The 23,714-nt window shown below is 42.7% G+C and carries 21 protein-coding genes; 9 read left to right on the top strand and 12 right to left on the bottom strand.

The window, feature by feature from the left end:
* Positions 1-2,281: hypothetical protein (locus VB732_RS07410; protein ID WP_323230173.1), on the top strand; the 2,281-nt coding region annotated here is incomplete at its 5' end.
* Between the two features lie 191 nt (positions 2,282-2,472).
* A complete protein-coding gene (locus tag VB732_RS07405; RefSeq protein ID WP_229486813.1) occupies positions 2,473-2,583 on the top strand; it encodes a photosystem I reaction center subunit VIII in 111 nt (36 codons plus the stop codon).
* Between the two features lie 172 nt (positions 2,584-2,755).
* On the opposite strand, the gene VB732_RS07400 is transcribed toward VB732_RS07405, so the two are convergent.
* From VB732_RS07400 to VB732_RS07375, 6 genes are all read right to left on the bottom strand, one after another.
* Entirely contained in the window at positions 2,756-2,875 is a 120-nt protein-coding gene (locus VB732_RS07400; protein ID WP_012411803.1) for a photosystem II reaction center protein J, read from the bottom strand.
* A gap of 70 nt (positions 2,876-2,945) precedes the next feature.
* Complete coding sequence (locus VB732_RS07395) at positions 2,946-3,068, bottom strand: photosystem II reaction center protein L (protein ID WP_012411802.1); 123 nt, start codon at positions 3,066-3,068, stop codon at positions 2,946-2,948.
* 8 nt (positions 3,069-3,076) lie between these two features.
* Complete coding sequence (psbF, locus tag VB732_RS07390; protein ID WP_012411801.1) at positions 3,077-3,214, bottom strand: cytochrome b559 subunit beta; 138 nt, start codon at positions 3,212-3,214, stop codon at positions 3,077-3,079.
* 9 nt (positions 3,215-3,223) lie between these two features.
* Complete coding sequence (psbE, locus tag VB732_RS07385; RefSeq protein ID WP_104908256.1) at positions 3,224-3,472, bottom strand: cytochrome b559 subunit alpha; 249 nt, start codon at positions 3,470-3,472, stop codon at positions 3,224-3,226.
* 236 nt (positions 3,473-3,708) lie between these two features.
* The gene (locus VB732_RS07380) at positions 3,709-4,728 is read right to left on the bottom strand and encodes a photosynthesis system II assembly factor Ycf48 (protein ID WP_323230172.1); all 1,020 of its coding nucleotides are present in this window, start codon (positions 4,726-4,728) and stop codon (positions 3,709-3,711) included.
* Positions 4,729-4,912: 184 nt separating this feature from the next.
* The gene (locus VB732_RS07375; RefSeq protein WP_323230171.1) at positions 4,913-5,248 is read right to left on the bottom strand and encodes a rubredoxin; all 336 of its coding nucleotides are present in this window, start codon (positions 5,246-5,248) and stop codon (positions 4,913-4,915) included.
* 362 nt (positions 5,249-5,610) lie between these two features.
* Between VB732_RS07375 and ndhC the strand changes: the two genes are divergently transcribed.
* From ndhC to VB732_RS07360, 3 genes are read left to right on the top strand one after another with little or no spacing between them, the layout of a single operon-like run.
* A complete protein-coding gene (ndhC, locus tag VB732_RS07370) occupies positions 5,611-5,973 on the top strand; it encodes a photosynthetic/respiratory NAD(P)H-quinone oxidoreductase subunit C (protein ID WP_196526961.1) in 363 nt (120 codons plus the stop codon).
* Positions 5,964-6,701: a photosynthetic/respiratory NAD(P)H-quinone oxidoreductase subunit K gene (ndhK, locus tag VB732_RS07365; protein ID WP_323230170.1), complete on the top strand. Its 738-nt coding sequence runs from the start codon at positions 5,964-5,966 to the stop codon at positions 6,699-6,701. The genes ndhC and ndhK overlap by 10 nt, the downstream gene beginning before the upstream one ends.
* Complete coding sequence (locus tag VB732_RS07360) at positions 6,694-7,224, top strand: NAD(P)H-quinone oxidoreductase subunit J (RefSeq protein ID WP_099103180.1); 531 nt, start codon at positions 6,694-6,696, stop codon at positions 7,222-7,224. The genes ndhK and VB732_RS07360 overlap by 8 nt, the downstream gene beginning before the upstream one ends.
* Positions 7,225-7,261: 37 nt before the next feature.
* Here VB732_RS07360 and VB732_RS07355 read toward each other — a convergent pair whose 3' ends face one another.
* On the bottom strand, positions 7,262-7,402 hold the full coding sequence (locus tag VB732_RS07355; RefSeq protein ID WP_323230169.1) for a hypothetical protein: 141 nt from the start codon (positions 7,400-7,402) through the stop codon (positions 7,262-7,264).
* 310 nt (positions 7,403-7,712) lie between these two features.
* Here VB732_RS07355 and VB732_RS07350 point away from each other — a divergent pair, with 310 nt between their 5' ends.
* Both VB732_RS07350 and VB732_RS07345 read left to right on the top strand, forming a co-directional pair.
* Positions 7,713-7,973 (top strand): hypothetical protein, encoded by a 261-nt coding sequence (locus VB732_RS07350; RefSeq protein WP_323230168.1) that lies wholly within the window; start codon positions 7,713-7,715, stop codon positions 7,971-7,973.
* A 294-nt stretch (positions 7,974-8,267) separates the two neighbouring features.
* Positions 8,268-10,622 carry a filamentous hemagglutinin N-terminal domain-containing protein gene (locus VB732_RS07345; RefSeq protein WP_323230167.1) on the top strand — a complete coding sequence of 785 codons (2,355 nt, stop codon included), beginning with the start codon at positions 8,268-8,270 and terminating at the stop codon, positions 10,620-10,622.
* Positions 10,623-10,968: 346 nt separating this feature from the next.
* On the opposite strand, the gene VB732_RS07340 is transcribed toward VB732_RS07345, so the two are convergent.
* Positions 10,969-12,000, bottom strand: coding sequence for a hypothetical protein (locus tag VB732_RS07340; protein WP_323230166.1), 1,032 nt, complete (start codon positions 11,998-12,000; stop codon positions 10,969-10,971).
* A gap of 162 nt (positions 12,001-12,162) precedes the next feature.
* Between VB732_RS07340 and moaA the strand changes: the two genes are divergently transcribed.
* On the top strand, positions 12,163-13,149 hold the full coding sequence (moaA, locus tag VB732_RS07335; protein ID WP_323230165.1) for a GTP 3',8-cyclase MoaA: 987 nt from the start codon (positions 12,163-12,165) through the stop codon (positions 13,147-13,149).
* A 139-nt stretch (positions 13,150-13,288) separates the two neighbouring features.
* Here the strand turns inward: moaA and rpsD are convergent, their stop codons facing one another.
* Positions 13,289-13,897 carry a 30S ribosomal protein S4 gene (gene rpsD, locus VB732_RS07330; RefSeq protein ID WP_094349733.1) on the bottom strand — a complete coding sequence of 203 codons (609 nt, stop codon included), beginning with the start codon at positions 13,895-13,897 and terminating at the stop codon, positions 13,289-13,291.
* A gap of 465 nt (positions 13,898-14,362) precedes the next feature.
* On the opposite strand from rpsD, the gene VB732_RS07325 reads away from it, so the two are divergent.
* Complete coding sequence (locus VB732_RS07325; protein ID WP_323230164.1) at positions 14,363-15,010, top strand: hypothetical protein; 648 nt, start codon at positions 14,363-14,365, stop codon at positions 15,008-15,010.
* A 661-nt stretch (positions 15,011-15,671) separates the two neighbouring features.
* On the opposite strand, the gene hetR is transcribed toward VB732_RS07325, so the two are convergent.
* The 3 genes from hetR to VB732_RS07310 all read right to left on the bottom strand — a co-directional run bounded on the left by hetR (position 15,672) and on the right by VB732_RS07310 (position 23,563).
* Positions 15,672-16,571: a heterocyst differentiation master regulator HetR gene (gene hetR / locus VB732_RS07320; RefSeq protein WP_229484880.1), complete on the bottom strand. Its 900-nt coding sequence runs from the start codon at positions 16,569-16,571 to the stop codon at positions 15,672-15,674.
* A gap of 2,408 nt (positions 16,572-18,979) precedes the next feature.
* Positions 18,980-21,397 carry an EamA family transporter gene (locus VB732_RS07315; protein ID WP_323230163.1) on the bottom strand — a complete coding sequence of 806 codons (2,418 nt, stop codon included), beginning with the start codon at positions 21,395-21,397 and terminating at the stop codon, positions 18,980-18,982.
* 834 nt (positions 21,398-22,231) lie between these two features.
* On the bottom strand, positions 22,232-23,563 hold the full coding sequence (locus VB732_RS07310; RefSeq protein WP_323230162.1) for an anion permease: 1,332 nt from the start codon (positions 23,561-23,563) through the stop codon (positions 22,232-22,234).
* Positions 23,564-23,714 lie beyond the last annotated feature (151 nt).

The following is a 23,714-nucleotide window of genomic DNA, read 5'->3' as shown; positions in this document are numbered from 1 at the left end:
TTTCGATGAAGCGATCGCAGTTTCCACAGTATTGGAAATTACTACAGACAGCAATGTTAATACTGTTCTGCAAGATAAAACGCAAGAAGATATAGTTATCGATGAGCCTGTGAGTCCTGTATGGCTCAAAGGTGAGACGGCAGAGCAGATTTTACAAAATTTAATAGATTTAGCTTTGCCCAGTTCTGAACTGCTTCCCAAAGATGAAACGGAAGAAGATTCTCCAGTAACAGAACCGCCGCTATTGTTAACTTTAGATCAAGATACTTATATTGCTCGTTGGGGACAAGCTCTTACAATCAATGGGCGCATAGAATTTAAAGATAATACACATTTAGAGCAGGCTGAAACACTATCTGCAAAAAGTCTGCGGACGCTTGAACTAGGAATTGAATTGCGATCGCCCCTAGAGTCAAAAATCTTGACCCAGATACAGCACTTACCAGATCAGGAATTGCCTTTCACCATTAATACTTCAATTGATATTCCTGCTGACTTTGAATCGAAGTTAATTTTGGCAGATATTAGTTTGTATGGTCGATTCGCCGATATCGATCAAATCATCCGATTAGCCAGCCAGTCTTTCACCATTACAGCAGATGTAACAGAACTACTGGCAATTACAGCCGCAGCAAAACATAGTACATCCTTAAATGACCCCATAGCCTCATCGGACTCGCCTGATGCTTTTACAGAGCCAGAGTCCTCTGTGAGGATCGATTTGAAACTATTCAATCTAGTCAGAATTCCAAAAACAGACCAGTCCCAGATAGTCAATCAATCCCAGATAGTCAATCAATCCCCAAATGCACCCTTACCGCCGCAAATTAACCTGCAAGTTCTACGAGAAACGACTCTGCGAACATCTAACTTAAAAAATTCAGGCACTTCGCCTCAATTACCGAAATTGCCACCTCTTAAAATCGATGTCAACCCTCCCACAGATGTTATTGCAGAACCCCCTACAGAAGAGGAGCTTTTAGAAAAGGATACTGCTATAGCAGCTGCTATCAACTTAGAGCAGTTAGTCATCAAGCAACGTCGAATGCCAATACTCGATAGTACTTTTCCATACTTGAGACGGGTACAAGCTTTGCCAGATGATGCAGAAGAAGTAAAAAATAATGTCCCCCCAGATGCATTGGAAGTTCAAGCACCTGAAGACTTACCGCAATTTGATGCGATCGCAGCTGAAGATGGAAATATACCGGAATTAGTACTAGATGATGCACAATTCCAGAATAAATCTGTTGCTGAGGTGGAAGCCCAGCCAAATGAACAATTTCAAGAAGAATCTGTTGCTGAGGTGGAAGCCCAGCCAAATGAACAATTTCAAGAAGAATCTGTTGCTGAGGTAGAAACCCAGCCAAATGAACAATTTATAACAACAGGCAACCTCTATTCATCTCCCCTGCTCAGGAAGTGGATGCAGAGTCAAGGATACTCTTTGCCTGAATCTCTCAATGAAATAGAACCTCAAGACTACAATAGCCATGTTCCAGCCCAGCAGACCCAGCTTTTTCTTAGTGCTGGAAATCCCGATGTTGATGTCGACTTGCCATTAAGCCTAGATGCTGACACAGAAACGCGGGAAGAAGCTCAATCGGTTTTTGAGCTTGGAAATTTTGAGGAAGACGCAGACACGGCAAAAGAAGCTGATTTAGAGGCAGTGGAAAATACGGAAGTAGAAAAAGTATCTGAACCAGCACTTTCAACTACCCTAGTCAGACAACTACCACCTCCCCCTCCTCCAATAAAAGTAAATATAGCGTCAGCTTGGTTGGCGCAAGAAATCGTTGTAGATGATACAGATAGTGAACTAGAAGCCGATGCAACGAATAATTATTTCTTGGAAGAAGAAAAGCAACCACCGTTAGGTTTGTCCTCTTCTCTACCCATAACTGTGGGAGCCATTGAACCTTTGCCAATTCCACAACTATATGTACCAGAAGGTGAACTAATCGCCGACAAGTTTATCATCGTGCGCGTAGTACTGCCTGAAGTACCTCCCCAAGTAGTTGTGAAGTTATGGGTTGAAGACTGTCAAACTCGCTGGTTACTAGATGGGCCCCATTTATTGACAAATTTACAACCTAATGTATTAGGAGGTTTGGAAGTGATGACCCAATTAAAGATTCCCTTTGGCTGTTTAGAAATTCGCATAGAAGCGATCGCATTTGATCTGACAACCCAACAGGAGAGTCATAAAGTCACAACAGTAAGAACTGTGATTCCTCCAGACTTGCCAAACCTGCAACTAGATGAGCTACTGGGTATGTAAATTTGGGAATTGGGAATTGGGAATTGGTATTTTTCCCCCTGCCCCCTGCTCCCTGCCCCCTGCCCCCTGCCCCCTACCCTCCAATCTCCCAAGATGGGCTGTGTTAAAAATCTTTAGAATTTCAAAAATATTGGCAGCATTTGCAGTAAGCTCATTTTGAATTGTAGTGTTATTTAACAGGAACCTTTACTATGGCAGCTTCCTTTTTGCCTTCTATCTTAGTTCCCATCATTGGTTGGGTTTTACCAGCAGTGACCTTCGCGTTTCTATTTTTATACATTGAAAGAGACGATATTGGCTAATTTAGTCATCGGTGATTAGTCATTTGCAAAAAACAAATGACACAGGACAAAGGACTATTGACCAAAATTAATACCGCCTATCTCATAGAGACAGGCGGTTTTTTTAAGGTTGATTTCTCAACAAATGCTAGGAAATCTTAACTTTATAGTGTTCGGTTCAAACTAACTAATGTTAAATCGAAGAACCGAGTCCGGCGTAGGCACCATAAAAGAAAATGCCCAAGACTGTAATTATACCTAAACCTGCGATCGTAGCGACGACCCACAGGGGAATTCTCCCACTTCCAGACACAGCTTCTCTCCTCCCTTAACAACTAATCAACACAGGTTAAATAAACAAAGATTAACAACAGGACTTCTACTTAGTTGAAGAAGTAACTGGAAAACAGAATCCCCAGAACGAAAACTAGTAGTAGTCCCAGGTATAGCGAAGTCCGGTTTAGTTCAACCGGTTGATTATTGGGATTGGGCGATCTTTCTACCATGATTGCTCCTAACGATGAATAAATTGCATTGCGGCGATCGCGCCTAAAAAGAATACAGTTGGTACACCTAAAGTATGTACTGCCAGCCATCTAACGGTAAAAATTGGATAGGTAACTGGTTGATTGATGTTGTTTCCGCTAGTCATGATCTCAAACTACTTTCCAATAAATTCTTCAACTTGTTTTTTAGCTTCAAAACGGTTCTTCACAATGGGCACTTCCTGCCGCGCTGGTGTGAAATACTCGTTGGGGCGGGGTGTGCCAAAGGCATCATAAGCCAACCCGGTTTGCACAAACAGCCAACCTGCAATAAACAATGCTGGGATGGTGATGCTGTGAATCACCCAGTAACGAACGCTAGTAATGATGTCCGAAAACGGACGTTCTCCAGTGGTACCTGACATTTAGATCCCTACCTTATACATAGAGTGTTATTGAGTTTATTATCCTACAAAGTTAAGAAAGAGTTACAAGTTGCAAAGTTCTTCTCAGAAATTGTACGTTGGGCATGAGGCATTGGGCATTGAAAAGAGGCAGAGGGGCAGGGGGAGGGGGGCAGGGGGGAAAATTCTTCTCCCTTGCTCCCTGCCCCCTGCTCCCTTGCTTCTTCACTCCCCACTCCCTACTCCCCCCTTTCCCACTAAGCTGCTTCTGAAGAAGTTGTTTCAGGGTTTGGGAGATATTTGAGCAAAACGCCGCGATCGCCAATTATAAATCCCCGCTCTGGCTCTAAGAACACAATTTTATACAAATTAGCAGCAACTTCTTCTACCTCACGGTCTTTTTCCCAGGTTTTACCACCGTCACCACTTCGGAGCAAATTACCGCTACCGCCACCTATCCAAATTTCATCGGGTGTGCGATATGCCAAATCGAGTAAACCCCAACTGGTGGATAACTCTGGATATTTTGCCTCTTGCCATTCTTCAGGTTTAGTTGGGTCACTAAACTGAATTTGACCTCCTCTAGCTAGCAACCACAATTGCCCATTGCTGGCAAAACCCATATTTTCTACCCGCCGAGAACTAATGCGGTTATGGGGTACCCAAGCATCTTGCCCAGGTTCCCAAGTCGAGTAGAAACTACCCTTAGCGGAAACCGCAACATATTTCCCATCAGGAGAACGTTCTATGTTACGCACCACACCCACTGCTGATTCCACTTGGGCTTTCCAGTTTTTGCCGCCGTCTGTGGTTTTATATATGGCTCCGATATCAGTAGCCATTTCAGCTGTATTGTCTGCTAGTGCCTTAACTGCGATCGGGCTACCTGGTAGCTTTTCGCTCAGAGGGATACGTGACCAAGAAGCACCTTCATCAGTTGTATGTAGCAATAGTCCAGGTTCTCCGGCAATCCAGCCTTCTTTGCCTGCAAAGCTTACTGAATCAAAACGATACTTCTGTTCATCCAGTTGCAATGTTATTGGTTTCCAGGTATTACCACCGTCATTGGTTTCCAACAGGGTAGCATTGCTACCTACTAAGTAGCCATGCTCAGGGTTATTAGTAAAAGCAATATCCAATAAATTCGAGTCTGTTGGCACAGAAATTACTTTCCAAGGGTTGTAGCTAACAGAAGGAACTTTGCTACAACCTATACACATGAGGACTACTATCAACAAGGCAGCAATTCGTTGCCAACCTTTCACAATTAGATGCATCAGTATTTCTTAGTTATTTCTAAATTTCTGTAGGAGTTGGCAGTCGGGATGGTGTAGGATCTTTGGTTTTTCGTTTTGAATTTTGTTAACGCAGCGTAAAGCCTTCTCTACGAGAGGCTACGCCAACGGCATAGCTTCTCTTAGAGCTAGTTCTGCGAACGTCATTTTGAATTGCTTAACGGCTTCACTGTAAGCCATAGAGACTAATAAAAAACAAGAAGCCAAGTCCCAAAGCGCCAAAAATTAAGATATTCTTTTGGGTTGGCGTTAGGTTATTGACACCCAAGCCGTAACCAAGGTTTTCTTTGAAGCCGGATGCAGTACCCGCCGGGCCGATGTTGGCAAAAGCGGTTTTCTTAGCACTACAAACTGGACAGCGCCAATTTATAGGCAGTTCTGCAAAGGATGTCCCTGAAGGAATCTCATCCTTGTCGTCTCCCTTCTCAGGTTCGTAAACATAACCGCAGGCGCGACACTCGTAGCGGTCTAACACCGTAGTCTCAACAGCTGGTTCGCTCATGGCTAGGGCCTCGCAGAGGAGAAATCTGAAATATACGTTACAAATTATGACATAATTGTTAGGCTTTTCTATCACTATCAAAAGCTAATTAAATACTTGAAGTGTATCTGTTTCCTAGATTTCAGAAAAACCAAACAGATATAATGTAAAAGAAAGTTACGCAGTTGAAGGATTAGGGACTGGGGACTAGGGATTGGGGACTGGGGATTAAAAATAAAGAATTTGGTATTAGGGATAAGGGATTGGAGATTCAGAACGATTTCCCATTACCCAGTACCCACTCTCCACTCCCCATTCCCCACTCCCCACTCCCCACTCCCCACTCCCAACTTAAAATACTCCATAAGCGGTAGATACTCATTGTGTTTGTCCTCAGCGGTTACGAGTACCTTCTAGGCTTCTTCATAATCTGTAGCCTAGTACCTGCCTTAGCGCTCTCAGCATCCAAGCTCCTACGACCCAGTGGTTACAGCCCAGAACGGCACACCACCTATGAATCTGGCATGGAACCCATCGGGGGAGCCTGGATTCAGTTCAATATCCGCTACTACATGTTTGCTTTGGTCTTCGTCGTCTTTGATGTGGAGACCGTATTCTTGTATCCTTGGGCGGTAGCTTTCCACCGTTTGGGGCTATTGGCATTTATTGAAGCACTAGTCTTTATTGCAATTCTTGTAGTCGCCTTAGTTTACGCATGGCGTAAAGGAGCTTTGGAATGGTCTTGAATTCTAATTTAACAACTCAGGACAAAGAGCGAATCATCAACCCTATTGAGCGGACTACAATCACTCAAGACCTTTCAGAAAACGTCATTTTGACGACGGTTGATGACCTCTATGACTGGGCACGGCTTTCTAGTCTGTGGCCGTTGCTGTTTGGTACTGCTTGCTGCTTTATTGAGTTTGCAGCTTTAATTGGTTCCCGATTTGACTTTGACCGTTTTGGGCTAATTCCCCGTTCTAGCCCCCGCCAAGCCGATTTAATTATTACGGCAGGGACTATCACGATGAAGATGGCCCCCCAACTGGTGCGTCTTTATGAACAAATGCCAGAGCCAAAGTATGTAATTGCAATGGGAGCTTGCACAATTACTGGCGGGATGTTCAGTGTTGATTCCCCTACAGCAGTGCGCGGAGTCGATAAACTGATTCCTGTGGATGTGTATTTGCCTGGTTGTCCTCCCCGTCCAGAAGCAATTATCGACGCAATTATTAAGCTGCGGAAGAAAATTTCCAATGAATCGATGCAAGAGCGGGATAAAATTAAGCAAACCCACCGCTACTACAGCACGACTCATAACCTGAAGCCAGTAGAGGAAATCTTAACTGGTAAGTATTTGCAGTCAGAAACTCGCTATGCACCACCGAAGGAATTGACAGAAGCGATTGGTATGCCAATACCACCTGCACTGCTAACAGAAAAGGCGCAAAAGGAGGAACAAACCCGTGGCTGAAGAAGAATCTAAACCAGTACCAGCAGCGAAAGAAGAGGCATTGGTACAAGCGGGTAAAGTTTCCCAGTGGTTGACGGAAAATGGCTTTGACCATGAGTTTTTGGCACCAGACAAAAATGGTGTAGAGATAATTAAGGTAGCGGCAGATTTTTTGCTTCCTACCGCTACAGCCCTTTATGCCTATGGGTTTAATTATCTCCAGTGTCAAGGTGGTATTGACCTTGGCCCAGGACAAGAATTAGTGAGCATGTATCATTTGATTAAAGTCGGTGATAATAGCGATCGCCCCGAAGAAGTTCGAGTTAAAGTGTTCTTACCACGGGAAAACCCCGTAGTGCCTTCTGTGTACTGGATTTGGAAGACCGCAGATTGGCAAGAGCGCGAGTCTTACGATATGTACGGCATTATCTACGAAGGACACCCAAATCTCAAGCGGATTTTGATGCCAGAAGATTGGGTAGGTTGGCCTTTGCGGAAGGACTACATCTCGCCTGATTTCTACGAGTTGCAAGACGCTTATTAAAAGTGCTGTACATAGATAGCGGGGCGTTTAGCCCGTGCTAAGTTTCAGCAGTAATTAACCCCTTTCCGGTGTCGGAGAGGGGTAGTTTTTTATGCAAAGGCGCTGCTTGACCATAACCTTCAGACAAGCGATCGCTCCTTCTGCTACGCTTAGGTGTTGGTGCGTAAGCGTAGCCCACCGTTTACGTAGCATCTCGCAGAGAAAGCACCGCTTCTTTATCAGAATCATTAGCCGGATTCATGAATGCTTTTAGGAAAACCGGCAAAAAGATATGAAGTTTTGTTACACAAAGCGTAATTATTACTAGCCAAGCTGAAGTCATAATTATGGGAGTTTGCAAGAGCTTTATAAAACTAATGCTTTCGTGCCACTCTAGATTCTGTATTTTTGATTTATTCGTCGCCAAACTGTACTAATCGAACTTACTTTGATTTAGTACATCACAAGATAAATTTACACATCCACCAGTATAAAAGGAGATAAAACTCATGGATTCTCAAACATTACAGCAGTTAAAAGACGAAATTAAAAACGAATTAAGTCAGAGCCTGAAGACTGCTAACTTCAAGACAGTGCTTGAAAAGTATGGTATATCAGGAGAAAAAGCTCTGAAACTTGAGTGCAGTATCGACCTAAGTCAAATGCAAACACAGGACACAACAGATTCTAGTAATAGAAATTTACTAATTTCAGATAATAATATTGTGAAGTTAGATTGCGACTGGTGTGATTGTTGTGGTTGTTGTTGATAAACCTTAAATTTATATAAATTTTGATAAACAACAAGACACTTGTTACTAATTTCGATGTGATCAACTCAGTATTTGGTTAAAATACTGTAATCATTGTATATTCTGTTTTCAATTACATTGAAATAAATAGTAGGAACATCAGATAATGGTGTTCCTACTATGTTATATGTAGTCCTTGATAAAAAACGAAGCGCAGATTATCTATTTCAATTTGTCTACTTAATATTAAGTAAATCGTAAATCGTTTTTATGAAGTAACTAATAGTTCTTTAGAGGGACACAATCTCAAGTATGATTAATATTTCATTCTGGTTCCAATGGCTAAGACTTGTAATAGTTGGCGCAATAAGTTTTTCGGCAAATTATGCTATTGCTCAAGTTAGCCCGGATGGTACTCTACCCACTACTGTGAAAACACAAGGCAATACCACAATTATTGAAGGTGGAACCCAAGCAGGAAGCAATTTATTCCACAGTTTTAAAGAGTTTTCTGTCCGTGATGGAACTACGGCTGATTTTAATAATATTGATGGTGTTCAGAACATTATTAGTCGCGTAACAGGGCCTTCTGTTTCTAATATTGAAGGCATCATTAAAGCCAAATATACAGCTAACTTTTTTCTGATTAATCCTAATGGCATTGTTTTTGGGCCTAATGCTTCTTTACAAATCGGTGGTTCATTTGTAGGAAGCACGGCAAGCAGTCTGAACTTTGCCGATGGGATCAAGTTTAGTGCCACAGATACCCAAACTGCACCCCTACTGACAGTAAGTGTTCCTATTGGTTTACAATTCGGCGCAACTCCGGCTCTTATCCGTAATCAATCGCAAGCAAATAATCCAGATGGTAAAACAAAAAATATTTTCAACCAACCAGTTGGTCTACAAGTGAAGCCTGGTAAAACCTTGGCATTAGTGGGCGGTGATATTACGCTGGAGGGCGGAAATTTAACAGCAACTTCAGGAAGAATAGAGTTAGGAAGTGTTGCTGGCAATAGTTTAGTCAGTTTAGAGCTAAAGGATCAAAGTTGGATATTGGGATATGAAGGTGTCCAAAATTCCCAGAATATTCGATTGATGTTGCGAAATTCTCAGATTCCATCTCAGGTAGATACTAGCGGCGAAAGTGGTGGTAGTATCCAGCTATGGGGAAATTCTGTGGAACTAGTTGGTTCTCTTGTGCGCTTGATAAGTCAGACTAGAGGCAACACAAAAGGTGAAGACTTAAACATTACTAGTAACAAGTTTATCGTTTCAAATGGCGCACAAGTGCTGACTTCTACTAGAGGCACAGGTAAAGGGGGAAATTTAACTATAAACGCCTCTGAGTCTGTGAACTTGAGTGGTAGTTCTATTTCCACAATGACTAATCGTCCTCTACCTAGTTCATTAGCAAGTTCAACTTTTGGCGAAGGAAATGCAGGTGACATTACGATCAAAACTAAGAGGTTCCACATTCAGGATGGAGGTCAAATATCAGCAGAGTCTAGTGGAAGACGTGTTCCTCCTGAAAATATCCTGTATGAACCAGCCAGAGGAAACGGAGGAAATATAACTATCATCGCTGCTGAGTTACTAAAGATAACAGGAACTTCAGCAGATGGCTCTTTGGTAAGCCAATTGGTAGCTTCGACTAGGGGTTCGGGATCTGCTGGAAATTTGAATATCACAGCAGGGCAATTGATTGTCCGCGATGGAAACATAACTGTGAGCAGTGAAGCTCGAAAAGATGCAACTTACCAAGGTGGTGTACCCGTTTTAGGAAAAGCAGGTGAACTGGATATAACTGCTCGCTCTATCCTGCTCGACGAGGGACAAATCACATCTAATAGTGAGTCAGGTAAGGGCGGGGATCTTTCCTTACAGGTGCGGGACTTATTACTGATGCGCCGCAATAGTCAAATTTCTACTAATGCAGGAGCTAATGGAGATGGGGGTAAAATCACCATCTATGCACCAAATGGCTTTCTTGTCGCCACTCCCTTCGGAAATAACGATATCACCGCTAACGCCAACTTTGGCTCAGGTGGGAAAATCACAATCACCACTAAGAACATATTTGGTTTTGTGCCGCGCACCCGTAGAAACCTAGAGATGCTGTTAAATACTAAAGACCCAAACCAACTGAAGCCAAGTAGATTGCCAACAAGTGACATCACCGCGTTTTCTCAGCAAAACCCTTCATTAAACGGCACTGTACAAATCAACTCACCAGATGCTGACCCCAGTAAAGGATTAGTAGAACTGCCCTTAAATCTAGTTGATGCTTCTCAGCAAATTGCTGCTGGTTGTGATTCTGGTTCAAAAATAGCCAGTAGTTCATTTATTATGACTGGGCGTGGAGGACTAGTAGCCGATCCCACGCAGCCATTGATAGCCGATGATGCAGTACTGGCAGATTGGATAACACTGGAGCCAGAGAGTAAAAATCGTGCTGGCGGTATTCAAAAAAAAGTGGTTGTTCTGGCGCAGCGAAACACAGAAGTAAAGTCACAGAAAGTTAATTCTGTCAATGAGACTACTCAAATTGTAGAAGCCCAAGGATGGGTTAGAGATGCTAATGGGAATGTGGTTCTGGTTGCTCAAGTACCCACCGCATCGCCTCATAATTCCTCGCTCACCGCTACATCTTGCGCTGCTAATTAGACGTGAGTTCGACAAACTTCTCCCCGAAGTAGCAAATGCGATCGCCCATATAGCAAGGTCTAAATCTTCGTCACTGAAGAGGAAAAGGGGCAGGGAGCAGGGGAGAAACCCCATAAATAAATTTAGGGGCTTGAAAACGGACTTATTATTTCTCGTGCTACGCATCTCGTTCGCGCAGCGTGCCGTAGGCATAATAAATATTTGTTACCTGGGCATAAATAAATTTAGGGGCTTGAAACCCTCTCTTGCTGGGGAATTTCGGTATCTTTCCCCCTGCCCCCTGCCCCCTGCTCCCCTGCCTCTTTGGTCACAAAACATAATTGCGAATTGCGAATTGCGAATTGTTTTAACTCGTCTCCTGAATTTGCAAACGAACAGTGTGTTCAGTCGTGCCACTAAGTTGCAATTCCATAATTTCACCACCCAGAGGTTCCAAGCAGGTGAGGAGCGATCGCAAGTTGGGTGTACTTGCGCCAGTATCTACATATAATCGATCTGCTAAATTGCCGATGCGTTTCCAAGTCATGTAGAGTTTAGCGATCGTTTGTTCAATTTGCGATGCTTGATTTACCAAATCAGCAGCAATGCTCAAACAGCCGACTCTTTGCGCTTCTTCTAAAGCTGTTTCAATATCAACATTTTCCTGCGTTAGCGCCTGGACTTGAGCCGCTCCTTTGAGATATTTAGCCAAGTTACGCGCTTCGCTAGTTACCTGTTTTAGGGTATCCACATCAGGATTAGCAGCAATTTCTTTTTGGATAAACTTTTGATGCGATTCTGGCAGTTTTTCCATTTCCTTCACCAGTGGGGCGATGTAGCGCGGAGGAAGGGTGTTATCTGCGGCTTTTTCTTTAACTGATTCAGGTAATAAATCTGAGGACATGGCTGTCCATTCATCGCTGAGTTGACGCACTTCTCGCCTAGTGATGCGATCGCCTTTTTGGGCGGCTTCACTCACCATCTGTTGTACTTCTGGGACTGCTTTGGAGGTTTCAACAAATGCCCGCTTGCTGAAGTTGTTCACAGAACCGGGATCAAGTTTACCGTCTTCGATCAGAGTATCGGCACTATTTGCCAGTTGAATCCAGGAGTATGCTTGACTTTTGCTAATTTCTCGCTCTTTTAGCCATCGCAAAAAGCCAGTACCGCGCCCGTCACCACCGACTTTTTCTCTGTCGCGGATCGCCCGTAAAATTCGCCCCCGCCAGATTTCAGTTTGCAAATCAAAGCGATCGCATACCTGCCAAGCTATTTCTAGCTGCTGTTGAAAATCTGACTCTAGAATCTGCTCATCTTCTGGATCGGGCAGTTCAAAGCTGATATCGGCTGGCTGTAGTAAAGCAGCAGCAAGGTCGTTGATGGAGTCGGTATCTTGCACGATTGATGACTAACGAGTGGATGCGATCGGCTTATTATGCCACAATCTGTGGACTCTCACTTAAGGGGGAGTACGGTATTTTGCGTTACAACAAATATAGTAGGAAGGGGTAAACCACTTTTGTGAAGTCTTTAATTAATCAGAGACAATAAAAATAAAACGATGAACCAGGTAGATTACCTCCGCATTAGCTTAATCGATCGCTGCAATTTTCGTTGTCAGTACTGTATGCCAGAGGGAGTAGAACTGGATTATATTCTCAAGCAACAGCTATTAACTGATGAGGAACTACTCACCTTAATTCAAGAAGTATTTATTCCCGTAGGCTTTACCCGATTTCGTTTAACTGGGGGGGAACCCTTATTGCGTCCGCGTGTAGTGGATTTAGTCGGTGCGATCGCAACTTTACCCCAAACTCAAGATATTTCAATGACCACCAACGGGTTTTTGCTGGCTCCGATGGCACAAAACCTCTACAATGCTGGTCTGCGAAGAATCAATATTAGTCTGGATTCACTCGATCCCGACATTTTTGATCAAATTATTGGTAATCAGGGGCGTTCTCGTTGGCAACAAGTTTGGCAGGGCATTCAAGCAGCCCATCAAGTTGGATTCGACCCCCTGAAGCTGAATGTGGTGGTGATTCCTGGCGTTAATGACCACGAAGTTCTCGATTTAGCCGCCCTGACAATTGATAAACAGTGGCACGTTCGATTTATTGAATTCATGCCTATTGGTAATGTACATTTATTTGGCGATCGCGGTTGGGTATCTTCAGCCGAGTTACGAGGACGTATTTGTGATCGCTGGGGCTTGACAGAAGCTCAAGTTCGTGGCGCTGGCCCTGCTGATGTCTTTCAAATTCCTGGTGCGAAGGGGACACTAGGATTTATTAGTCAGATGTCAGAATGTTTTTGCGATCGCTGTAACCGGATGCGCCTGAGTGCTGATGGCTGGCTGCGTCCCTGTTTATTAAATGAAACTGGTCAAATAGATTTAAAAACTGCTCTCCGTTCTGGCACTAGTACCGCTCAATTACAAGAGCAAGTAAGACATTTACTCGGAATCAAGCCAGAAATTAACTTTAAAGGACGCGATTCTGGCATTAAAGGTACATATACTCGCACCATGTCACAAATCGGTGGTTAGTCATTTGTCATTTGTCCCTTGCAAATAACTAAGGACAAATGACCCTTCGGGTGATGCCTCCGGCACGCCAGGGGCGAACGCTAGTTGCTCATGGGGGAAACCCCCAAGACCGCACTGGCTCACTAAGGACAAATGACTATTACGCTTGTCGTGAGTAGTATTCCACCACAAGTAGTTCATTAACTTGTAGTGCGACCCATTCCCGCTCAATAACGCTGTTGACTTTACCAACCAACTTATTTTTGTCAAACTCCAAATGACTTGGGAGGTTTGCCAAACCGGGATATTGCAAGTTAGCTTCCACCAACTTCCGTGATTGTGCCCGATCCCTGACTGCAATTACTTCACCAGGACGGCATTGATAGCTGGCAATATTAACCACACGACCGTTAACAGTTACATGACCGTGATTTACCAGTTGACGCGCTGCTGGGATAGTCGGGGCTATACCCAAGCGGAAAACGGTATTATCCAAGCGCATTTCTAGCAATTGCAGCAACACTTGTCCGGTAGAACCAGTAACACGTCTGGCTTTCCGCACATAGCGGAGCAATTGTTTTTCAGTCAAACCGTAGTTGAAGCGGAGCTTTTGCTTTTCTTCTAAACGGATGGCATATTCAGAGCGTTTCTTACGGTTCTGACCATGCATACCAGGTGGGTAAGCGCGTCTGGCGCTTTTACGAGTCAATCCTGGTAGGTCGCCTAAGCGACGGACAATTCTGAGGCGGGGCCCTCTATATCGGGACATGAGTTTCCTTAATCTAATCCTGTTTAAACTTTACCGAAACATTCCGTTTTGACACTCCCCCGATCAAAAGATTAGGGAATTCTTGGTTTTTTGAAGCTGTTCTACTTTGGTCTGACGGATCTTAACAAGGTAGAAACATCAACTTTTGCGCCAGTTGCTTTGTCGTTACCGACAAACTAGCTGCCAAGCCTGAATTCCGACCTGTCACGCCGTACTCTTGCCAATAAGTTTTTTGTGTTTATTTAGTTTCGTAGGCTACTCAATCATCAGATTGGTTTACGCAGTATTCTTACTCTGAAATACTTTTTACGTTGCCTACTTATCTTTCAAACAGTTATATTAACACAATTTCCGGCATAATTAATTATGTCTATACCTTGCTCACGCTGAAATTCTTGAATTGCAGAGGATTTTTAAAATATTTGAGTTAGCATAACCTTGGGTGTTTGGAGAATGGCAATATCAATGAGCAATAAAGCGGTTAATAGAGGTAAGAACAAACAAGCCAGTTCCACCTCCAGAAATTTCCTAGTCCCAGTTTTGGCTATAGCTGGATTGTTGAGTGCGATCTTACCCAATACAGCGATCGCTGCTTCCTACAGCAATGATTATAGTGTCTGTGCAGGTCGCCTTTTGAGCGTGGGTGTAACGGCAGAAGCGGCTTCACTTGGTTGTGCAGCAGCACTGCGTCCCAGGGATTTGGCTGCTTGCGTGGTTAAAATTGATAAGGAAACCCAAATTCCCGCGACAGATGCGCTTTCTTCTTGTGCGAACGCCCGCCGTCCTGAAGAGTTAGCTACTTGCGTAGTCGGTGTCAGCTTAAGTACTAAGGAAGAAGCTAATCCGGCAGTTTTAAATTACTGTGGACGTAGTTTGTTACCCGTGCGCTTTGGGCAGTGTGTGGTTGGCTTGCGTAGTCAAATCGATTTCCCCGCTACCCAAGCATTAGATACTTGTATCAGTGCTGATGATAGTGTTATCGGTGCTTCATCTTCAACGCCGCCGACCATAATTCCTGCGGGATCAATTCCAAGTAATGAGATTATCCCATTGCCGACGCAACCAGCTGTTCCAGTACAACCGGTTATTCCAGCGCAACCCGGCACTAATTAAATTACAGTGCTTTGTAATTGACTGAGAATACAGGTTAATTAGTAGGGTGGGTGTTTCAATGCCACCCTACTATCACTAAAGCTAAACTATTCGATAAAACCCTCGGACTATTTCTCGACATCTCCCCCCCCCAAGAATACTTTCATCCGCAACAACCCGATTTTTTACTGTGCGCTTTGGCTCAAGCATCGCCTGATTTGCCCGACTTAGCAAATCCTCTTTGATAAGTAGATAAACAAAATTAATTACACAACGTCATTGCGAATGCAGCGAAGCGAAATGAAGCAATCCCAGCCCTTGCGATTGCTTCTCTTCTCTACGAGACGCTCCGCGAACGCTCGCAATGACTGTAATTAATTTTGTGTGGTTACTTACCTGGTTCTAAATACAACTATGTCAATAGAGGCTGTGATCCACTCAATGAGGCGATCCCCTTCCTTTATATATAATAAATACCTCTCTAAAGATAGGCGTAATCTTTTGAGATTAGTAAGGTCAGTTAATTTTTAAATAAAAACAATACAAAAGTCACAAAACTGTTTGTGACTTTCATACTACAGTATTACAATGTAAATAGATCAATCATCCCCCTACTTTCGAGCAAGGGACGAAAGCGGTAAAAAGCTTATAAAGTAAACTTTTTGAGTTTTGTGTAGTGTTACTAGTCTTCTCTTTCACCAAAAACTGTCTGTAAAACTACTGCAATGCCACCGTCTTGATGATATTTATCTGCCCAGGCACGGATAACTTCATCCAATTCTTCCATAGCCTGCTCCATTTTTTCTGGAAGGATATCAAGTTCTTCCAGTAAACGCATGGCATTTCGCCGCCTTTCTGCCCAATTTTTCATCATGCGGAAATACCGAGCGGTATCTTCTACCATGATGTAGGTGCGTTCTTGATCGTCTGCTGGGGCGTAAAAAGGACGGGTAAGAGCGTAGAATGGCATTCCCCAAGGAGAATCTATGCGTGTTACCGTTCCTGAATAGAGTAGACGACGCTTGATATGCTCACCCAAAGCTTCACTTAAAGGCATTTGGTGTTCAGGTGGCAAGTCTTCTTGCGATCGCCTGTGCAAAAACTCAATCAAATCCAGAAACTCAAAAGAGCTAACTAACTGGGCATCTGGTAAATTACTTGGTAGTTTTTGCTCAATTTGTCTTTTTTCTTCACTTGTCAGACTCGTACCAGGTACGCGCGATCGCCCCGGTTGCCAAGGATATTTTTCTAGCCAGACATAAGGCAATTGAATCAAATAGCGGGGTTCTTGAGAACCCAACATTTTTAACAGTTTGCCTTCTGTTAGTGCCTGTCTGACTTCTTCTACAATAATTTTTACTCGTTTCGGCTCTAAGTGGTGCAAATGCCCTGTCATTCGCAGGTTTTGTCCCTGCTCTAAATAGGTCATGTAAATTGCACACTTTGCTGCTGTTGCGGCTGCGTCTAAAAATGCCCCATGCCTGTGCCCACTCGTCCGCATGGCACTAAAAGCCAGATAAAGCATGATCTGATCCATCGCACTGGGGTCAAGACGTTTGATCAGATCTATGTCGTTACTCATATTACAGACAATTGAATAGCACGTTTACAAAGTTTTTAATCGAGTGAGAATAGGTAGTATACACCTGGCTAAAAGCAGTTTTTTCACTTCAGACTATATTAGTATGCGATAACTATGAATTCCGTGGTAGCCCAAACTACAATTTTCGCATATTTTCTATCACATAGGCAGATTTAGTCGTTGTTACAATAACTGTTTCTGCATCTGACCGGAAAATTACAGATATTACGAAGTCCAGCTTGACGGCGGCTTACTTCCCAAAAGTTAACTGTGTTGCAAATAATCTACAAAGCCTTTAACTTTTCTGGGGTTTTTTTCATCTTTTAAGAGCAACAATGTCAAACTACTTATACCTAATTATGGCACTATGCCGAGTCGGAGGTAAAACTAGTTGGTGCGGTTCATCTGGGGTATTTGTTACTCGAAAAAGAAGGTTTTATTCAGCTTTCAAGAATTATTTGTAGTACGCAGGTGACTGGAGATTATTGGGAGTAATCTCAAAAAAACCGCTTACCAGGTGTAGCAACATTCAGAAGTTGAGCCACACGGCTCGTTGTAAACTATCATTTGGTTCACAACCTCCTGTGATGTCTCGGCACTACAAACCGTTGGCTTGAGGGAAGATAGTAGACATCAAGTAGAGCAATTAATTCCAATTTCAAAATACCTGTTGTTCTTTCCAATATCATTTTTTATCATACCATCGTTTTTTACTTTTGTAATAAAATTATGTATCTTAAAGTTAATGAATAATGGGGATTTAAATATTTCATATTTCGCTTAAATCAAGACTTGATGACATTTATATTTTGACTCTTAAACCTAAGTCTGATTTGTTTTTATGGTTGATGATTTTACACAGAAAGCTGCGATTTATTAAGACTTAATCGCATAGCCATCATGCTTTTTTGGTCGTGTAAATAAACTAAAAATTAGTTAATAGGCATATATATAATAAAACATATTGGATTCACTTTGATAATTATTTAGAGACTTTTTTCCAATAAATTTATATTTATTTCATGAAAGAATTTTAAAATTTCATGATTTAACTAATTCATTGGCTACTTTAAAGTATATTTTGACATCGCTGTTTTATATACTTGAGAGACTAGAATTGCGTAGATAGGTTGTTGCTAAAAAAAGATGAGAATTCGTAGCAGGCTACGATATAAGCTTCTTTTTCTAAGTATCTAGGCGATACCTATGGTGGGCTACGCCTACGCAGACTAGGTTGACTAGTACACAAAGGCATTAATAAAGATACCATTTCCCCAACCTCAAGAACATATAAATGAGGGATTTGGAATTTCGCATTACTCACACGGGTTTTCGTAGGATAAAGGTAATAGTTGTTTTGCAGGCGATCGCTCCATATATTTATGTACCTGAAAAAACGGGTCACTCTAAACCCTCCTACTACTTTTTTATCTCCTAGTTCCAAAATGTGGTGCAATGGTCTTAACTCCTTGCAAATCTCTTCTTTGAGCAAGTAACTCGCGCTCAAGTGCTTGAGTCAATACTACTCATACTGCTTATATATACGTGTTTTCCCTATCTGTATCAGGCTAAATCCCTAAAAATATATTACAAGTCAAGTTATTCTGATTACTGTTGGCTTAACTAGAGTGGTTCTCAATTGCATAGAATTCCTAGTCCTTGTAGCGTTGAGGAGTAAGATTCCAAGCTTCTTTCTTAAAAGGCTACGGATAAACACAAATTTTGCCGCAACTATATCTCCATTAATAAATCTTTGCGTTTCTATCCCGCCTCAAAATTTATTCCGAGTCTCATAGCTGAAGTAGACTGTAGTTTTGCGTAATATCATGTCCGGCAAATTACTTGTGATAAGTAACTACGCAAAATTAATTACAGTCATTGCGAGCGTTCGCGGAGCGTCTCGTAGAGAAGCGAAGCAATCGCAAGGCTTTTGAGATTGCAACTCTTAGAGACGCTCCGCGAACACTTCGTTTGCAATAACAATAGACCTCTTACATAAATGCTTAAATTTTCATATTGAGCGGCGCTAAACAGAGTAGCGAGATTCTTGATTTTTTGACTTTTGCAAGAGGTCTAATTATTTAACCGGACATGATATAAGTTCCTATAGGACTCCTATTTGATTTTTGAACAAGACTCAGTACGGATGTATCCCTTCTTTTCTTCCCAATTCGCAATTCCCAATTCGCAATCCACGCAAGTAAATATGGCTACGCCACGCTACGCGAACAGGAATCAAACCGGATTCCTATATATCAGTTAAAACTAAAGATCCCCGACTTCTTTTCGAAGTCGGGGATCTTTGATTTAGAGAAATTCCAAGTGGGCGGATTAGCGTCAGAATTGATGCTGAGAGTGATAGGAGGTAAACCAGCACCCACTACACCCAAACTGATTGAACTCGCCATTTAATTCGTGTTATTGGAGGGTTTGGGCTGATTTCGCAATGTTTCCAGGCTGAAACCAGCTGCGCCAAAGGTTACTAACAACACTCCCAGAATTTGCACAACATCTAAATTTTCTTGAATGATTAACCCAGCGAAAATCACTGTTAAAACTGGGATACTACTACCGATAATCGCCGATCGCGAAGCACCTAGTTTACTGATACCAACATTGTTCAGCAAATAGCCGGCAAGAGTCAGCACACCCAAGATAAATGCACTTAAAACCAGTTCCAGCATCTTAGAGGAGTCAAAAACTATCAAGTTCCAATTGCTTGGTAAAGGTAGCATCAAGCAAATAAAGCTCAACAGCAACATGGTAGCGAAGTTAATTAAAGTAAAAGTCACGGGATGCAGCTTGCTAGCACATACCCGTGTGAGAATTATGTAGGCAGCAAAAGCTACGCCCGAAAGAATAGCGGTGCTACTTCCTAGTGAAGGATTACCCATACCGATGTTGGAAAAACCTCCTAAAACCAACAATTCACCACAGCAAATAGCGGCGATCGCACCGAAGCGGAATGTGCTGGGGCGATCGCGGAACAGAAACCACGACAATAACCCACTAACCATTGGATAGATAAAAAACAGTGCGATCGCCATTCCAGTTGTGACTTGAGCGATCGCAATGTAGATTAGTACCTGTGACAAAAACAAAAAGCACCCACTCACAACCGACAACAGCAAAATCCGCTTGGTAGCTATATTAGTAGCTGTGGGATTTCCTCGCACTGAAGCGGCCAAGTTTTCTAAGTCTTGCCATAGTGTTGGATGCAATATGGGAGATAGTAATACCATCAGTGGTACTACTACCATAAACCGGAGCGTCAAAATTAACAGAGTATTGCCCAAAGTTGGCGGTAGCAAGCGTTCTACATCTACTACTCCAAAAATTTGGGAACCTTCATGGAAAATAACCTTGATGGCGATGTTGTAAAGCGACGATATCACTGCTGATGAGACAATCAACAAGAAACCGACTTGCAACTGCGAAAAACCGGAGGATTCCCGCGATCGCGATTCAGGGGGTTTTGCTTCTGGCTGCGGCTCTAGCGCAGTCGAAGGCGGGGATTTTGGTTTAGTCTGCGACACCCTGCGGATAACAGAAGTTGGTTCAGCAGCGTTTCTTCTGCGTAAAGGCTGAGGTTGTATTGCTTCCGGCTGTGGCGCAGATACAACAGGAGGCTCTGATGTCGTTTCACTTTCTGACAAATCCTTATTAAGGACAGAAATGGGTTCAGCAGCGTTCTCCTGTGGTGGCGCAGATACAACAGGAGGCTCTGATGTCGTTTCTCTTTCCGACAAGTCTTTGCTAGTTATAGAAATTATGTTAGCCGCGTTTTCTTTAACAACAGGAGGTTCTGGTGTTTCCCTTTCCGACAAGTCTTCGCTGGGAACAGAAATCGGGTTAGCGGCGTTTTCTCCAACAATGGGAGGCTCTGATGCCGTTTCCCTTAACAAGTCTTTATTGAGAACATAAAACGGGCTAGCGGCGTTTTCTCTAACAATCGGAGGCTCTGGCTCTGATATAGTTTCCCTTTCCGACAAATCTTTGATAGGGACAGAAATCGGGTTAGCGGTACTTTCTCTAACAACGGGAGGCTCTGATATAGTTTCTCTTTCTAAAAATTGATTAGGGATCGAAGAAATTGGCTCAGAGTAATTTCTTACTACTTCGCCAAAGGGCTGCGGTGATGTCTCAAAAGAACTGTTTTTTTCTGGCTCAGTAAACTGTAAAACAGTAGGTGTACCAGATGTTGCTGGTTTACGTGAAGCTTCTTCTATAGTTTTTTCTAGTTCTCCATGCAGGCGGTTAACAAACTCCGCCAAAATAGTTTCCCCTTGTTGCTGCTGGCTATACATCCGTGACAACTGTTGGGAAAGATTACTTTGATAGTTTTTTAGCTCCTGCTGTAGCGAGTTAAAAGTAACAGTAACGTTATCATCCAAGCTGTCAAACATATGTTCGACTTTTTCATTGATTTCACCCACGACACTGCTGCTCACTTGGGCGGACTTTAGCGCAGCTTGTTCGTAAGACTTACCCTCTATAGTTTGGTTAGCTAAATTTGTCAGAGAAGATTGCAGTTGTGAAGATATATGTTTTGCCAGAACTTCTGCCAGTTGACGAATTAAGACTTGCTGCTCAGTGATTTGACGCACTTGTTGTAAGTGCTCTTTTTGCTCTACCAAGCTTTGAATCTCATCAGATAACTGATTTTTTTCTGACTGAAGCCGCTTTACGTCTTCCTGCAACGATCTGAGGACATTCTGCTGAAGATTTTCCAAGTCTTCAACTACAGCCCAAAGAGCATTTTCTGCTGCTCTAGATAGCTCACCTCTGACTCTAGGGTTTTCTGGTTGCTTCTCGAATCGCCCCATTAGCTTCTAACCTCTAACATCTTGACGATAAAGCTGCTTCCTGTACGCTTTATTGGCGCTCATCCTAATTTCCTGTATTTTGTGAGATAAATTAAAAATCTTAACAGCACTTGGGCATTTCAACGTAATTCTGTCATACTGAGCACAACTTGGCAAAGCATCAAATGTGCCCTACTGCTTAATAAGCGATGTTTTTTTCAGGATTTACAAGTATTTAGCTATTCCATTTTGGATTTTGGCTTCTCTTACGAGACGCTATGCGATCGCTCAGTCGAGCGATTTTGGCTTGTCGATATAGCTGTCAGTAGTTTAAACTGACACTTTTTTTTTGCTCAGTTTAATTTACATCAATTATTTGCCAATGAGATTTTTACTTTTAAATAAATCTCACTCCAAATAAATATTTATTGTTTTGCTACCAATAGTAATCGTCAAAGACTTACAGATGCGTGCTATTAAGCGAAAAGTAGTCTAAGCGAAACTAGCTATAAATTCCTGTGGAATGTAACTTGTGTGACAGTTTATATCTCTAAATGGAGATTAAAGTATCCTTCTGTAGAAATTCAAAGTTACGCTATCCCCCTGCACAACATTCTAATGAATGAGCAGCAATTCTGCAAAAGCAGGATTTTTTGGCATTATTACCATCTAGGTTCTACTTTGAGTAGATTCAAAAGAGAAAAAAGTTAGGAAAATATTAATAATTCTTAGAGTGTTCCAGAAAATAAATGATCCAAAACCCGTCATTGCGAGCAAAGCGAAGCAATCCCAGCCCTTGCGATTGCTTCGCTTTGCTCGCAATGACAATTGAGCATTTTTTCACTTGGAGTACTCTTAGTGGAATAAAATTCGCGCGATGCTAAAGATGGCAGCGCTAATTAATGCACTCACGGGGATTGTAATTAGCCATGCGGCGGCAATGCCTTTTAGTGTTTGGAACTTAATCGACTTGATATTTTGCACTAATCCAATACCAACTACACCACCGACGAGAGCGTGGGATGTGGAGGCTGGTAAACCTAGCCGGGAAGCGATGAGAATTGTGGTAGCAGTAGCAAGTTCGGCACAAAATCCACTACTAGGTTGCAAGGCAATAATGTTTTCGCCAATAGTGGCAATAACTTTTTTACCCCAGACAGCTAAACCACCAACAATACCAGCAGCGCCAAGGATTAAAATCCAAATGGGGATCGTGATACTATCTGTCGGTACGCTACCAGTGCGATTGATGTAGACGATCGCAGCTAAAGGAGCGATCGCATTTCCCACATCATTAGAACCGTGAGCAAAGGCGACGAAGCAAGCACTTAGCAGTTGGAATCTTCCAAATACACGCTCAACGGGATTTTGGATTTTAGACACTTCGACTTCGCTCAGTCCAAGTTTTGGATTTTGGATTGATGATAATTCTTGAGTTTGGGGTAAAGATTTTTCTTTCACTTCCCCCAAATTTTCCAATTGTCGCCAACTAATGATTGTGAGTCCAACTGCTGCGATTGCACCCGTTAACAGGGGAATGTCGTAAGCAGGGATCGTAAAACCAAGCTCAATTACAAAATTAGTTAGCGGTTGAGTCAGCGATGGTAATACAATCACGCCGAATATACCTAGCAGCGCAGTACTCAACCAGGGAATCCATTCTTGTAACTGCACTAATTGATTAGGTTGATCCAAAATCCAGTGCTTGATTTGACTATAAAATAAAGCAGCGATCGCACCACTAATTAATGGCGTTAAAATCCAGCCAATGGTAATTAAGCCAATTGATGGCCAATCAATTGCACCTACTCCCAAAGCTACCCAACTAAATCCAGCGATCGCACCAACAACGGCATGAGAAGATGAAACCGGTAAACCGCGTGATGTAGCAATTTGTAACCACACACCACAAGAAATTAGTACCGTTACCATTCCAGTTACAAATATTTGGGGTGTAGCCGCAAATAAAGCAGGATTCGCAACTTTCGTTGCCAGAGTTTCCGTTACCTCATGCCCAAACAATACAGCACCCGTAAACTCTAATATTCCAGCAATAATTATCGCTTGTTTGAGAGTAACAGCTTTGGAGCCTACAGAGGTTCCCATCGCGTTAGCGACATCATTTGCTCCGAGATTCCAGGCGACATAGAAAGCTAGTAGGGCGACGAAAAGTAGGGTATAGGTCATACATATTGTGGCGGAGTGGGAGAGCAAGGAAATGAGGGAGATGGAAATTATGAAGATGAAATTTGAGCTTTCAAGGCTGAATTTGAACCTCTGAGCTTCGTCGTTGAACCTCTAAGCTTCATCGTTGAACCTCTAAGCTTCGTCGTTGAAC

Origin of the sequence: Nostoc sp. UHCC 0252, from assembly GCF_034931145.1 — a bacterium.
In the GTDB taxonomy this organism is placed as follows: domain Bacteria; phylum Cyanobacteriota; class Cyanobacteriia; order Cyanobacteriales; family Nostocaceae; genus Nostoc.
This window is presented reverse-complemented; position numbering and strand designations above follow the sequence as displayed.